The sequence below is a fragment of the Legionella longbeachae genome (genome assembly GCF_004283175.1).
GTDB lineage: Bacteria > Pseudomonadota > Gammaproteobacteria > Legionellales > Legionellaceae > Legionella > Legionella longbeachae.
Genome location: NZ_RXNW01000006.1, coordinates 39,575 through 54,563, shown reverse-complemented (window position 1 = coordinate 54,563; position 14,989 = coordinate 39,575). Strand labels below are relative to the sequence as shown.

Below are 14,989 nucleotides of genomic sequence, written 5' to 3'. Positions count from 1 at the left end.
GAGCCCATCCTGGCTCCCTTCGCCGATGAGCGGTTTTAATTATTGTGACTTCCGTACTCGCAAATACCATTCGCAAAGCAAGCGTACTTGTTTGCGTGTATACCCTTTGTCTATCATTCGTGAAATGAATTCTTCATGTTTTTTCTTATCATCCTCAGAGGCCTTAGCATTGAAGGAAATAACTGGCAACAAGTCTTCAGTGTTGGTAAACATTTTTTTCTCAATAACCGTTCTTAATTTTTCATAACTGTTCCAAACAGGATTCTTGCCCCGATTATTTGCACGAGCACGTAACACAAAATTCACTACTTCATTACGAAAATCTTTTGGATTTGATATCCCTGCTGGTTTTTCAATTTTTTCCAATTCCTGATTCAATAAAGCCCGATCAAAAATTTCACCTGTATCCGGATCACGGTAATCTTGATCTTGTATCCAGAAATCAGCATAGGTTATGTAGCGGTCGAATATATTTTGTCCATATTCAGAGTATGATTCCAGATAGGCTGTTTGAATTTCCTTGCCAATAAATTCAACATACTTGGGAGCAAGATACTCTTTGATGAAGCCTAAGTATGATTCTTGTATTTCCTGGGGAAGCTGCTCTTGTTCAATTTGTCGTTCTAGCACATACATTAAATGTACTGGGTTTGCTGCTACTTCGCTGTGGTCAAAATTAAATACCTTTGAAAGTATTTTGAACGCAAAGCGAGTGGAGACACCGCTCATTCCTTCATCAACACCAGCAAAATCACGGTATTCCTGATATGATTTTGCTTTTGGATCAGTATCTTTTAAACTTTCTCCATTGTACACGCGCATTTTAGAGTAAATACTTGAGTTTTGTGGCTCTTTTAAACGTGTTAAGACGGAAAATTGGGCTAACATATCTAACGTGCCTGGCGCGCAATGGGCTTGGGTTAATGAACTGTTATCAATAAGCTTTTGATAAATTTTGGTTTCTTCTGAAATACGCAGGCAATAAGGCACTTTTACAATATTGATGCGATCAATAAATGCTTCATTATTTTTATTGTTTCTGAATGTTTGCCATTCTGATTCATTGGAGTGAGCTAAAATAATTCCTTCAAAGGGTATGGAGGATAAACCTTCAGTCGGATTGTAATTGCCTTCCTGAGTTGCTGTTAATAAAGGATGCAACACCTTAATGGGTGCCTTAAACATTTCCACAAACTCTAAAAGGCCCCGGTTGGCTCGGCATAGCCCTCCAGAATAACTATAGGCATCTGGATCATCTTGGGAAAATTGTTCTAATTTGCGAATGTCAACCTTACCCACCAATGAAGAAATATCCTGATTGTTTTCATCTCCAGGTTCTGTCTTGGCAATTGCAATTTGCTTTAAACGGGAAGGTTTTACTTTAATTACCCTGAATTTACTGATGTCTCCATTGAATTCATGTAATCTTTTTACAGCCCAGGGAGACATGAGGTAGCGCAAATAGCGGGAAGGGATGCCAAAACGCTCTCGTAATAATTCTGCATCTTCTGTCGGATTAAATAAAGACAGGGGAGATTCAAATACCGGAGAACCTTTAATGGCATAAAACGGAACTTTTTCCATCAAATCTTTTAATTTTTCAGCAATTGAAGATTTGCCACCACCAACAGGACCCAAGAGATAAAGCACTTGCTTTGTTTCTTCCAATCCTTGGGCAGCATGTTTTAAAAAACCGACAATTTGCTCAATGGGCTCTTCCATGCCGTAAAAATCTTGGAACACTTGATATCGTGGAATCACTTTATTAGAGAAAATTCTCGATAAAACGGGATCATGGCGAGTGTCGATCATTTCCGGCTCCCCTATAGCCATTAATAATCGTTCCGCTGGATTGGCATAAGCAGAAGGGTCATTTTTACACAATTCCAGGTATTCTTCCAAACTCAGTTCTTCTTCTTTATTATCAACAAAACGTTTGGTATATCCGGTTAAAAAGTCTTGAGTATTCATGTGCCATCCCCTTTTACATATCCTGGTGAAGGATATAAACATATGTTTCTTTACATTTAATACTTCTAGCGGATAAAAGCAATAAATGTTTTTAGTTAACTTCTCACTCTTAGTAATGTTTGATCTAAGAAGCTACCCCTTTATAATTATTATAGGCTAAACTAAGTAAATTTTTATATAACTCAATAAATTAATCGCTTTTTCGCAAAGGATGTCATAATCATGCCAAACACCACTGTTTTTTTGAAAAATTACCAGGCTCCTTTTTTTACAGTAGATACTGTAAATTTAAATTTTGACTTATATGATGATCATGTATTGGTGAGTAACGAACTTAAATTAGTCCGTCGCCACAAAGGTCCATTGCATTTATATGGCGATGAATTGGAGTTAGTAAGTCTGCATTTGAACGGTCAAAAACTAGAACCTTCTGCCTATACCTTGCAATCTGAGGCACTCATTATAGAAAATTGTCCTGATGAGTTGACCTTAACTGTAGTAACGCGTATTTATCCACAAAATAATACAAAATTATCCGGATTGTATCGCTCCAACCACTTATTTTGTACCCAGTGCGAAGCAGAGGGTTTTAGACGGATCACCTACTTTCCGGATCGTCCTGATGTATTAGCAACGTATACTACTCGTATCACGGCGGATAAAAAACAGTATCCTATTTTGTTATCTAATGGAAATTTAGTCGATTCAGGTGCCTTGGCTGATGGACGTCATTGGGTGATTTGGAATGATCCTTTTAAAAAGCCTTCTTATTTATTTGCTTTGGTGGCGGGTAAGTTAGCTCAGGTTAGCGATCAATTTGTTACCTGTTCTGGAAGGGCTATTGATTTGCACATTTATGTTGAACCCGGAAACGAGGATAAATGTGCTCATGCAATGAAATCATTGAAAAATGCCATGCGTTGGGATGAAGAGGTCTATGGGAGAGAATATGATTTGGATATCTTCATGATCGTAGCCGTCAGTGATTTCAATATGGGGGCAATGGAGAATAAAGGATTAAATATTTTTAATTCTAAATACATTCTCGTTCGTCCTGATACAGCAACTGATCAAGATTTTGCTGATGTTGAAGGTGTGGTTGCTCATGAATATTTTCATAATTGGACAGGTAATCGGGTTACATGTCGGGATTGGTTTCAATTAAGTCTAAAAGAAGGATTAACTGTTTTTCGGGATCAAGAATTTTCTTGTGATATGAATTCACGTGATGTGAATCGCATTATGGATGTGCGGGTATTAAGAAGCGCACAATTTCCTGAGGATGCTGGTTCAATGGCACATCCAGTGCGACCAGATTCCTACCAGGAAATAAATAATTTTTATACGGCAACCGTTTATAATAAAGGTGCCGAAGTAATTCGTATGCAACATACTTTACTTGGAAAAGAGGGATTTCGAAGAGGTATGGACTTGTATTTTGAACGCCATGATGGCCAAGCTGTTACTATTGATGATTTTGTTGCGGCAATGGAAGATGCGAATCAAGTAGACCTAACCCAATTTAAACGATGGTATAGCCAGGCAGGAACCCCTGAAGTTACGGTAGTCAGTTCTTATGAAAAGGGTAAATTAACTTTAAAGATGCAACAACATTGTCCTCCTACGCCTGAATGTCATCATAAGAAACCATTTCATATTCCTATTCGTATTGCTTTTTTTAATTCTCAAGGTCATATGATGCCTATAGATAGAGAAATATTGGAGTTAAAGGAAGCAGAGCAAAGTTTTAGTTTTTCTGATTTAAGCGAAAAACCGGTTTTCTCCTTATTAAGAGGTTTTTCTGCCCCTATCAAATTGAAACATAATCTAAGCCAAGAAGATTTACTATTCTTGCTGCGATATGAAACAGATGGGTATGCTAAATGGGATGCTGCTCAGAGTCTTGTATTGAGTTGTATTAAGGATTATTTAGAACAGCCATCAAATACCTGGCAAATTCCTTCGGCCTTGAGTGCAGCATTCAAACATGTCTTACTGGATGAGTCATTAGATGCTGATTTACGTGCAGAACTATTGACCCCTCCTGGTTTTGAAGAAGTTGCAGCAACATTAAATTCTGTTGACGTGGGTGCAGTGGAGACTGCCCGTGATTTTTTCCGTCAACAATTGGGGTGGTATTTGTATGATTCGGCACAAACACTTTATCAGCAGTTGTGGCAAGCAGAAGATCATCAGATACATGGCATAGCTTATGGCCGTAGAAAACTACGTAACATCTGTTTGTGGCTCATGATGAAAGCAAAGGAAGCCAATGCTTTAGATATTTGCCAACAGCAATTTATATCTGCACAAACCATGACGGATCAGATAGCGAGCTTTTCTTTATTAGCCAATTGTACTAACCAGGGATTACGTGAGCAGGCAGTTGAGGATTTTTATAAACAATGGGCTAAAGATGAATTGGTTTTGGATAAATGGTTCACAATACAAGCGACTAGTGAGCTCCCAGATGCCTTAACTCACGTCAAAACCCTATTACAACATGCTGCGTTTAATATTAAAAATCCTAATAAAGTTCGAGCTTTAGTAAGCGCATTTTGTATGGCAAATCCACGTAATTTTCATGCTGTTGATGGCAGTGGATATAGCTTTTTAGCCGATATATTAATGACTCTGGATAAGATTAATCCACAAATTGCAGCGCGTGTCGCCAATCCATTTACGAGGTGGCAGCGTTATGATAAATCCAGGCAGAATTTAATGCACAATCAGTTAGAAAGATTAGCGAAGCAGAGCTTGTCGCGTGATTTAGGTGAAGTAGTTTCCAAAAGTTTGGAACATCTTTAAGTTGTCTTTGCAACAGGGGGTGCTACCCTTCGCAAAAGCACATAAGTGTAAGGTACAGGAGCAATTAACTTTGCTCTTTGCCTTACAGCATTCCTCTGATCGGAACTTCTCCGCTTGCGCAGAGGGGATATTCCCATCCTGAGATTCTCGGTTTCGTCAGTTTCCGCAATAACTTAGAGGTTTAAATTTCAATCAATACTTTTGTTATAAAACATAAAAAAGATATCGAATTCGCATGAATCATTATCAAAATTGCATCGCAAAAGTAAGATATGTTTTCCTTCATATAGAGGTGGTAAATGAATTTATTGGAACAAGTATTATTGTTAGAGCAAGAGGCTGCTGATTTTGGCTTTCAATGGGAAACGACTACTCAAATTATGGAGCAAATTCAAAGTGAATGTATGGAAATTTCGGAACATTTACAGTCAAAACAAAACCTGAACCAATCTGAGCTACAAGAAGAAATTGGTGACCTCCTGCATGCGGTATTCTCCTTATGTGTTTATTGTCAATTTTCTCCTCAAGAGACGCTTAAAAAAGCATTAGATAAATTTGAGCATAGATTGCAGGCTGTGAAGGCAGTTGCAAAAGAAAAAAAATTAAATAACCTACAGGGACAATCTTTCGATGAATTGATGTATATTTGGAACCTGGCGAAAAAGCGTGTTGGCTAAGTAGGAGTATGGTTTTGAGTTGTATGTTAAGACCATTGATGGCAAAGGGCGTTGATTGCAACCCTGAATGAGTGGAATGGTACATTTAGAACCAGCGCTCCCCAAAGGTAATAAGCCTGCTATGAATACTCTTCATTTTAATTCAGAATATCAGAAACGGCTTGGCACTCGATGATGTTTTAAGCATCTATAACGAAACTTTTGCGCTTTCAGCAGGAAGCGCACTAATCCAATTACAAAAATCCATAGGGTTCAACTTATAATAAAGTCCTATACCCAATTCACATAAGAAAATAATTAGCACAAGCATGCTAAAGAGAGAAAAGAGAAGTTGCTTGTTTTGTCTTTTTTGCTCATGAATCTTATTTAAAATGGTTTCATTACTGTGAAATAATCGGTCACTAATAATTTTAATAATGGCTTCAACAATAACTTTATGGCAGCGTTGATTTTCTAAAGCATGTAATTGACTAATCGAAGTATGCAGTACAACAACCGACTCATTAGCGATTACTGTAAGCGCACAAGTACGATTTTGAATGGCCCTCATTTCATCAATCGTTTCGCCCATAGCTAGTGTTTCTATAAACTCAGGATCAGAACACTCGTTCTCTTTCTTATAAAGACCAACAGTTCCTGAAATAATAATAAAGAAATCATCACTTATCTCCCCCTCTTTAAGTAAGAGATCGCCTTTTCCAAAAGTAGCCCTGGAAGAAATAGCCATGAACAACTGATAGTTTTTTTCAGATAAATGTTTCAACAATGGGCTGTTTCTTAAGATATTTATTTCTTGTTCGGAAAAATCGCTCATTGAATTTTCCTTAATTCAAATTTAATGTTATTCGTAATCACTTTATGACAGCAAAAGATGATACGAAAAAGGAGGGTTTATTTTAATTATTGTAAAATTATGTATTTTTGCAAGAAAAGTTAAAGGATTCTTCTATGTGTCAGTATCTGTAGGACTAAAGTCCTGAAAAAACTACTGCGAGGGGGTATCATGTAAAATTAGATCAAAAATTTTTAGGGTGTCGTGATGATTCAACCATGTTTCTGATACTATTGAGCCCATCGTCATGTACCTTCTAGAATGAGTAATAAAATGGAGAGTGAATTGTCTCAGCGTTATGCAGTTATCGGTAATCCCATCGCACATAGTCTATCCCCAATCATTCATCATTATTTTGCCAAGCAAAGCAATGTTTCAATAACTTATGAAAAAATAAAAGCAGAAGATAGAACCTTTGAACAACAAGTGATGGATTTTTTTAATCAAGAAGGCAAGGGACTTAATGTTACCTTACCTTTTAAACAACGCGCCTTTGCAATGGCACAACAACAGAGTCCCCGCTGTCAGCAAGCTGGAGCAGCAAATACGTTATGGATAAAAGAAGGGCAACTACATGCAGATAATACCGATGGCATTGGTTTTATTCGCGATTTGAGCCGTTACCTCTCGGTACAAAACAAGCGCATATTAATCTTGGGGGCAGGAGGGGCTGCACGAGGGATTATTCATCCATTATTAAACGAACATCCTGCAACACTCATTATAGCCAATCGCACGCCTGCGAAAGCAGCAGCGTTGCAGCTGGATTTTCCACAAGCTCAATGTATCAATCTTCATGAAGTTGAAGGGGGGGTTGATATGGTTATTAATGCCACTTCTGCAAGTTTGACGGAAGAGTTTGTTGCTTTGCCTCTGGAATGTATGACTGCAAAACCGTTTTGTTATGATTTGTCTTACAAACATCAGGGAATAACAACTTTTGTTCAATATGCTAGAAACTTGGGTTGCGATGCAGTGGATGGTTTAGGGATGCTGGTAGAACAAGCTGCAGAAGCATTTTACATTTGGCATGGAACTCACCCTGAGACTAAAGATGTTTTGAGATTTTTGCGCTCATAATCCACGAGCGTTTTTTAATTTAGGCTCGTTTGGAGCTAACATTAAACAGTTAATCCATAAAGGTTACTCAAAGAATGCAGCTACCTCTTTTGCGTTGTTCATCGTATCTTGAAAACCTAATTGAAGAATCTCTCTTGTGAAATCTTGTTCGAAAAGAACAAAGCTGAGAAGATCACCAGAGTGCTTTTTTTCACCTAAAAAATTAAGCAAATATCTCAATAATGTGGGTAAGGCATTAAAATGTCCTTGTGCTAAAGGCGCTAAATCTTTACTGGGGCGCAGGTGCAATGTGGTAATAGGCCGCCAAGGAGAACGACGTTTTTTCCAGATGGACAGGAGCATGGCAATTTCGTTCATTCGATTTACCATCTCTATATCACGGTCAAGATTATCTAGAAAAAGTGCGTTTAGCATGTTTCCAAAAATATGTGAAAAGGGAATATCGTCGTTATTACGTAAATGTTCCTGTTCCACAAATGTAGGTATGGCCCGTGTTCCTAAAATTAAAATTTTATCTACTTCAAAACGAATGGCGCCACGAAGTGGTGCTGCTAAGCCAATACTTCCATCGCCATAATGAAACCCATCAAGCAGTACTGTAGGGAAAAATAAGGGTAAGGCGCTGGAAGCCAATATATGTTCCGCCTTAATGTTGGCGCGCTTACTGCTATGCCGTGGGTAATTCCAATCAATAAACTCAGGATTACTATGTTCGTAAAAAGAAATTGTTTGACGTGTTTCATAGCAATTACTAATTATTTCCAGTGCATTGAGTGTTCCATTGGCTATATTTTGGGTAATTTTGGTGAAATCAAGACCTTCTTCAATCAGTTGTCGCAGTGGGGTTGTATCCAATAAATGGGCTGCCTGACGCTGTTTAACCATCATCGCACTCATATTTCGTACTACTGATTTGCCTAACGCAAAGTTGCTGGCTTTATAGATCTGTTGACAATGGATTTCACTCCACATGGTTTCGAGTTTATCAAGGGCGGTGGGGAAATCATCCGCATTTTCAGCAAGTACAACGGCATTAATACTGCCTACGCTAACTCCACTGACTACATCAAATGGAAGTGTTTTAACTTGTAATATCTGGCCAATCGCTTTTAGGACACCTGCCTGATAAGCGCCGCGGGCACCGCCTCCAGCTAAATAAATGGCTTTTTTAGACATGATGATTATTTTTATCGCATTTCATTAAATCTTTATGTGAAATATAGTTGAGTTTGAGATGAATTAGCAAGCACTTCCAAGCCCTCTTCTTAAAAATTTACTCTATTTTTAGGTGGTTATGCTGTTTTGAGATTATGTGGTCTATTGCAAAAAAATTAAAACTCCTTTACTTTAGCTTAGAAAGAACAGCAAATTCGTATAACGCACTATAAGGAATTTAACCTACTAAATTTTTTGAATTTTTTAACCGTAAAGTTAGCTCTTGGGTTCATAAAAAATTCCAAAAAATACTGTTTTGCAACATCCTTATCTTGCTAACTATGCAGCCTGGCTGTTTTTCTGGATTTCAAAAAATTTACCCTTTAAGGAAGAACGCTTATGGTAAATATTCTTCGTGAACAACCGCGCGCATTTCATATGATTTTTATGTTGGAATTATGGGAGAGGTTTGGGTTTTATACAGTACAAGGCATTTTAACACTTTTTTTTATCCGTTACCTGGGATATACAGATACGGTTTCATATTATACATTTGGCGCTTTTTCGGCTCTTGTTTACGGAATGGTAGTTATTGGTGGGTACTTAGGCGATAGGATATTAGGTACCAAACGTACCATAGTTCTTGGTCTTATGGTTTTATCTGCGGGATATTTTTCATTAGCAATTACTGATAAAGAACATGTATTTTTTGCACTAGGTTTAATTTGTGTAGGAAATGGTTTATTTAAGGCAAACCCCTCGAATTTATTAGCAAAATGCTATGAAGAAAATGATCCCCGGTTACATGGGGGATTCACTCTGTATTATATGGCAATTAATTTGGGAAGCATCATTGCTTTATTTGCAGGGCCTGCAATTTCCAGTAAATATGGTTATTCGTATGCCTATATGATGAGCGCAATAGGTTTATTAGTAGGATTAGCTAATTATTGGTTGCAACACCAGTTTGTTGCTCATATTAATACTGATGCAGACAAGCGCGAAATCTCCTCACTTGATTGGTTAATAATCCTTTTGGGTATCGTTTTTCTAACAGAATTGTCAGCATATTTATTGCAGCATGTAATGCTCGCTAAAAATTTGTTTTGGCTTATTACCTTTGCGGTCATCGGCTATTACGTATTGATGCTACGTAAAGAAAATAAAGCGGTAAGGAATCGCATGTTGGTTGCTTTAGCATTAATGGTCGAAGCAGTAATTTTCTTTACATTATATCAGCAAATGCCGACCTCACTTAATTTATTTGCTGTACATAACGTTACTCCTGTGTTTTTGGGTATTACCATTGATGCACAAAGCTTCCAGGCATTAAACCCTATCTGGATTGTATTGATGAGTCCTGTTTTGGCTTACCTTTATCGTCTATTCAATAAAAAAGGAGTGATAATTTCAATTCCCTATAAATTTTCTTTAGGCATGACCATGTGTGGATTGAGTTTTCTAATGCTCTTTTTTGCCCGCTATTTTTATACGGAACATGGAATGGTTTCTTCGTGGTGGTTAATTACAAGCTACTTGCTCCAAAGTCTTGGTGAGTTATTAGTTTCTGCTTTGGGCGTGGCCATGGTTGCAGAATTAGTACCTGCACAAATTGCAGGTTTTGTGATGGGCATGTGGTTTCTCACTTCTGCTATAGCTGGATTCATTGGTGCGACGGTTGCTTCTTATACGGCACTTCCTGAGCAAATTAAACCAGGAGTTGGTTCCTTGATGATTTATACTCATGTATTTGCTTGTATTGGTATCGTGACTTTATTTATCGCTTTATTGATGTGGTTATTGTCACCTCGATTAAGTCGTTATCTCGAAGTAAAGAAAACAGAACCTTACCAAGAAATAAAAGAAGTAGAATACTCCGTAGCCAAGTGTTACATCATGCAATCTGGATTAGAAAATCATCCAAATCATTAAGACCGTGTCATTCGTACTCCAACTAAAAATAGTGTTTTCTTCAGTTTCATAAGAATGGAACTCAAGCCTAAATCCAGATAGTGGATTTAGGCTAACTGTGATCTATTAACGCCAGTGACCGCCGCCATGCCAACCGCCGCCATGCCAGCCGCCGCCATGCCAACCGCCGCCATGCCAGCCGCCGCCATGCCACCCAGTGTTCCAGCTACGGCCATACCAGTTATTACCGCCCCATCCGGAGTAGTAATAGTTTGGATAGTAACCAGAATAACCGCTATAATAGTATCCTCCTGGATAAGAAGTGACATAACAGCCGCTTAAAAGCAGTGTGGGTACAAGTACTAATACTGCGATTATCGTTTTTTTCATGCTCGCTCCCTCGCTCAATTATTGTACTTTAATTATAAAACATGAATCAAATTTGTACACAATGAGCATGAATAAATCTTAGGCTCGTCGCTAGGGAACTCAGAGGTAATACCATGGAATTACTGAGCCATGCTTCCCTGCAATAGCCTTGCCACGAAAATAATAATTCTAAGTCGCTGAAAAAAATTGAAATTTATTAGGTCCGAGGTTATTATTTAATTAATAAAAAATTTACAATAGTCCACAGATGAAAAGGATTTTCGGGATTTTCTTAATTTATCTTACATTTCATCTTCCTGTGAAGGCTGCTGTTATAATTGGTACGCCCATCTATGATCCACCTTATGCAGTTAATGACAAAATTATTGGTGTTAGAGGCCTTGATATAGATATAATGAATATTATTTGTAGTCGTCTCCAATGGGACTGTCACTATGTGCCCATGCACTATTTTGATTTATTATCTGCTTTAGATGCAGGCAAAATTGATTTTGCGATAGGTGCTTTAGTGATTACTCCGGACAGAGAAGGTAAATATCTCTTTACTTTGCCTTACATGATTTCTGATGGTGCCTTTTTATTAAAAATCGATAATCCCATTAGCAGCGTCAATGAATTAGAGGCCAAACGCATTGGCGTATTACAAGGAAGAGAATATCTAAACTATTTATCTCAAAATAAAGTTGGTAAATATACGATTATTGGTTATCAACGACCGGTTGAATTAGTAAATGCCTTATATAATAACGAAATAGATGCTATATTTGGAAACTATTTGACAGTATCGTATCTCCATTCCCAATATCCAGAATATACCAAGGTATTAAAACGTCACTTTAAAATAGGAAATGGACTGGGGATTGCTACACTTCCTGTCAATAAATTGAAAGTGGCTCAAATCAATGCAATAATTTTGCAGTTTTGGTCAGATGGTACTTTCCTTAAATTATATAAATATAATTTTCAATTTATTTCTTCTTAAATTTTTTTTAAATCAAGCATAAAAGTCAACTATCTTCATAAAGAGTAAAAGTCAGAATCCATTTTATTAACAATATTAATTTTGCCAGATTTGATGTAGCATTAAGTGTTTTAGTAAAATTTGAAGTAAAACGTTGTGATGGATATTACAATCAGTATAAGTTCACAAAAGTGGATAAAAAAATATTTACTTGCCAGCGGTGTACGACGAAATGAAAGCTTACCTTCTACCTCTATACAGTTCAAAACATTAATCGCCTGGTTAAGCACCGATCCAATTAGATCTTTTGGGAAGTCTAAAAATAGACAAAAGATAGAAATAATTCTTGTTTCTCTACAAACAGCACTTTTGCGTGATTTAAGCCTTTCTATGCAAGGCGAGTATGAAAAAGTAGAGAGAAAAGGCAACAATGATTCTTCTCGAATGAGTAAGATCAAATTTTTTTTCCTCACTTCTGCAGGAATTTTAGTCACTGCGTGCCAGGGATTTGATGGTGTTGTAACGATGCTAAGCGTGTTTGCTATGTCGCCCTCAATTTTGCTTGGGATAGGATTTGCTTTCATTTTACTGTCGGTCATTGTGTTTTTTGGGGTTGACTTAGTTAAAGTATCCAATGCTCTAGGTGTTAAATTAAGTGAATATAAATTATTAGATGCATATCTATTGCAATTACAAAGGATTAAGGCGATTAGGAAGAAAATTAATGATTATACTCTTGTCGCTATGTCGCAAGAAGATTTACAACAGTTGGAATTAGTACTATCTATGTTGCACAAACGGCTTAAATTTCTTGCCGTAGCCAGTAAACAATTTGAGGAGGCCTTAAATAATAAGAATGTACAAATGATTAAGACCGTTATTTCCGGAGTTTCAGCACTGTTTTTTTTTGGCGGTGGTTTTTTTGCAGGACAGTCAGTTGCTCTTTTTATTTCGAGCCTTGTTCTGGATTCAGCACTTCCTACATTTTGGCCAGTAATTGTTTTTAGTGCGCTTGTAGGATTAGCAGCACTTAGCATTTATTGGTATGTTGAGCGTCCTGAATTGGAAAAATTAGTGACTAACTGGTTTGGATTGAATGAAGAAAAAGTACAACAATTATGCGATAAAAGTTCAGTGGACAAAGAGGCAAACAAATTAACGAGTGTAAAAGAAAAAGTGATTAGCACCGCAAGACTCATTAAAAGACTGGCTCAATTAGAGCATGGGAATAGCAGGGATGAACAAACCCTGGCTTCAAATACAACTCAGAATAAAGCGGTGGCGGATCTACGGGTAAGTAGTAATTTTTATTCTTTTCTTAAATTGTCCGTTTCAGCAATTCCTCGTGAAAACCAAGATTTGCATGAAATCATGTTTTGTGGCGTTAAGTAGTTTGAAAATCAGCGTTTATAAGCACATTCATTCAAATATTTAAAATATCCTTTACAAAGGGAATTGTTATTTTTCGTTGTGCTGCGAGAGATGCATCATCCAGACGATTAAGTATATGATGTAGATCATGCATATTTCTTGAGCACCTATTAAGCAGAAATTGACCAACACTGTCTGGTAAATCAAAGCCTCGTTTTAATGCATGGTGTTTTAACGTATTAATTTTATCTTGATCGTCGAGCTCCATTAGTTGAATGACTAAGCCCCAGCTTAATCTGGAACGTAAATCTGGGAGTTTAATAGGAATGGTTGCCGGTGATTGATTCCCAGAAATAATTAAAATATTTCTCTCTGAATCTTTGACTTTATTATATAAATGAAATAATGCCTCTTCCCAAATAGAATCTGTAGCAATAATATGAATGTCATCAATACAGATTAATGTTTGATCTTCAATTCCTTCTATAGTTTGAGGTCCCCACTCTTTAAGGAGGGCCAAAGGAAGATAGATAGCTGATTGAGTTAAATTGACTTCCTGGCAGCATGCTTGTAATAAATGTGATTTTCCACTTCCAGAAACACCCCAGAGATAAAGTAAGCGATTTTCTCTGTAATGGAGCATGTTCTCCAGTTGTTGTTGCAGCAGCCTGTTATTTCCCCAATTAAAATCTTCCAGGCTTGCTTGCTCATTTAATTTTATAGCTAAAGCTAACTGCTTATTCATTTTGACAGTTCTTTTTTGGGGCAGGCTTTTCTACCCCAGGTCCAAAGATAATCAATGTAGGTAATTGCTGTGGTTATTGTCGTCAAACAGATCAACGTGGCGGATAGATAGGTAGGAAAAGGAAAATAAGCTAATTCAAACAGGCATGAAGTCACTAAAGTGAGCTGCAATGCAGTATTGACTTTACTCAAAACGGTAGGTTGAAACTCCAGTTTTTGGCGAATAAAGTGGTACCAGGCTACCACCCCAAGAGAAATAGTTAAATCTCTAAGAAAGACTAATGCAACTAACCACCAAGGCAGAATGCCGATTAACGCTAATGAAATGAAGCTGGAAGCGATTAATAATTTATCGGCCAAGGGATCGACAAAAGAGCCAAAAAAACTTTGCCAGTTAAAGCTCCTTGCTAAAAAACCATCTAAACCATCACTAAGACCAGCGAGAATAAATAAATAAAAAGCGATAACATATTCATGACGGTATAGATAGAATAAAAAAGGAACGATTAATATTAAGCGCAATAAAGTGAGCGCATTTGGTATGTATTTTAATATCATAGGCCATACGATAATTTAATTACCCCTTATGTCGTCCTTAAATAAAAATAAGGATTAGCTCTTGAAGGGAATATGTTATTTGCCAAATAGTAAGGTCTAGTGTATACAATACTTAGGGTTCTGTCACTTATGTTTCTCTTCATTTTTACGATACACAATGATCGTATTACCGATCATTTGTATGAATTCGGCTTGTAATTGATGGCATAGTTCATGAGCCATGCTAAGTCTGTCCTCTTTTTCCGCGCCATTTATTTTTACTTTGATGAGCTCATGGGAAAGTAAGGCAACATCCGTTTCTGCAATCACTGCTTCAGTTAAGCCCTTTGCCCCAAGAAGAACAACGGGTTTTAGATGATGGGCTTTTGCTTTAAGTGATTTTTTTTGTGAAGTATCCACTGTAATAATCCTAAATATCTCCCAGTTAACCTAAGTCATTTGGGGGGTAAATGATAAAATGGCAAATTATTGCACGTTTTGCTGGGAAAAGGTAGTGAAATTCAGTATCATAATGCATATTGAAATCCATAT

General features: G+C 37.2%; 13 protein-coding genes. 6 read left to right on the top strand and 7 right to left on the bottom strand.

Annotated elements, in window-relative coordinates; all coding sequences use genetic code 11:
• Positions 1-39: 39 nt before the first annotated feature.
• A complete protein-coding gene (locus EKG34_RS07420) occupies positions 40-1,971 on the bottom strand; it encodes a PrkA family serine protein kinase (RefSeq protein WP_003633390.1) in 1,932 nt (643 codons plus the stop codon).
• Positions 1,972-2,193: 222 nt separating this feature from the next.
• Between EKG34_RS07420 and pepN the strand changes: the two genes are divergently transcribed.
• Positions 2,194-4,779 (top strand): aminopeptidase N, encoded by a 2,586-nt coding sequence (gene pepN, locus EKG34_RS07415; protein WP_003633389.1) that lies wholly within the window; start codon positions 2,194-2,196, stop codon positions 4,777-4,779.
• A 299-nt stretch (positions 4,780-5,078) separates the two neighbouring features.
• Complete coding sequence (locus tag EKG34_RS07410) at positions 5,079-5,456, top strand: MazG nucleotide pyrophosphohydrolase domain-containing protein (protein ID WP_003633388.1); 378 nt, start codon at positions 5,079-5,081, stop codon at positions 5,454-5,456.
• Positions 5,457-5,643: 187 nt separating this feature from the next.
• Here EKG34_RS07410 and EKG34_RS07405 read toward each other — a convergent pair whose 3' ends face one another.
• The gene (locus tag EKG34_RS07405) at positions 5,644-6,270 is read right to left on the bottom strand and encodes a cyclic nucleotide-binding domain-containing protein (RefSeq protein WP_003633387.1); all 627 of its coding nucleotides are present in this window, start codon (positions 6,268-6,270) and stop codon (positions 5,644-5,646) included.
• Between the two features lie 303 nt (positions 6,271-6,573).
• Between EKG34_RS07405 and aroE the strand changes: the two genes are divergently transcribed.
• Positions 6,574-7,368, top strand: a complete 795-nt coding sequence (gene aroE, locus EKG34_RS07400) for a shikimate dehydrogenase (RefSeq protein ID WP_012978766.1) — start codon at positions 6,574-6,576, stop codon at positions 7,366-7,368.
• Positions 7,369-7,431: 63 nt separating this feature from the next.
• On the opposite strand, the gene EKG34_RS07395 is transcribed toward aroE, so the two are convergent.
• Positions 7,432-8,544: a patatin-like phospholipase family protein gene (locus EKG34_RS07395; RefSeq protein WP_003633385.1), complete on the bottom strand. Its 1,113-nt coding sequence runs from the start codon at positions 8,542-8,544 to the stop codon at positions 7,432-7,434.
• Positions 8,545-8,922: 378 nt separating this feature from the next.
• On the opposite strand from EKG34_RS07395, the gene EKG34_RS07390 reads away from it, so the two are divergent.
• Complete coding sequence (locus EKG34_RS07390; protein ID WP_003633384.1) at positions 8,923-10,455, top strand: oligopeptide:H+ symporter; 1,533 nt, start codon at positions 8,923-8,925, stop codon at positions 10,453-10,455.
• A 105-nt stretch (positions 10,456-10,560) separates the two neighbouring features.
• On the opposite strand, the gene EKG34_RS07385 is transcribed toward EKG34_RS07390, so the two are convergent.
• Positions 10,561-10,824, bottom strand: a complete 264-nt coding sequence (locus tag EKG34_RS07385) for a hypothetical protein (RefSeq protein WP_003633382.1) — start codon at positions 10,822-10,824, stop codon at positions 10,561-10,563.
• 247 nt (positions 10,825-11,071) lie between these two features.
• Between EKG34_RS07385 and EKG34_RS07380 the strand changes: the two genes are divergently transcribed.
• Positions 11,072-11,806 carry a transporter substrate-binding domain-containing protein gene (locus tag EKG34_RS07380; RefSeq protein ID WP_012978767.1) on the top strand — a complete coding sequence of 245 codons (735 nt, stop codon included), beginning with the start codon at positions 11,072-11,074 and terminating at the stop codon, positions 11,804-11,806.
• A 138-nt stretch (positions 11,807-11,944) separates the two neighbouring features.
• Positions 11,945-13,177: a hypothetical protein gene (locus EKG34_RS07375; protein ID WP_012978768.1), complete on the top strand. Its 1,233-nt coding sequence runs from the start codon at positions 11,945-11,947 to the stop codon at positions 13,175-13,177.
• A gap of 31 nt (positions 13,178-13,208) precedes the next feature.
• Here the strand turns inward: EKG34_RS07375 and hda are convergent, their stop codons facing one another.
• From hda to yhbY, 3 genes are all read right to left on the bottom strand, one after another.
• Positions 13,209-13,901, bottom strand: coding sequence for a DnaA regulatory inactivator Hda (gene hda, locus EKG34_RS07370; RefSeq protein ID WP_003633378.1), 693 nt, complete (start codon positions 13,899-13,901; stop codon positions 13,209-13,211).
• Complete coding sequence (locus EKG34_RS07365) at positions 13,898-14,458, bottom strand: CDP-alcohol phosphatidyltransferase family protein (protein WP_003633377.1); 561 nt, start codon at positions 14,456-14,458, stop codon at positions 13,898-13,900. The genes hda and EKG34_RS07365 overlap by 4 nt, the downstream gene beginning before the upstream one ends.
• Positions 14,459-14,581: 123 nt before the next feature.
• Complete coding sequence (yhbY, locus tag EKG34_RS07360) at positions 14,582-14,857, bottom strand: ribosome assembly RNA-binding protein YhbY (protein WP_003633376.1); 276 nt, start codon at positions 14,855-14,857, stop codon at positions 14,582-14,584.
• Positions 14,858-14,989 lie beyond the last annotated feature (132 nt).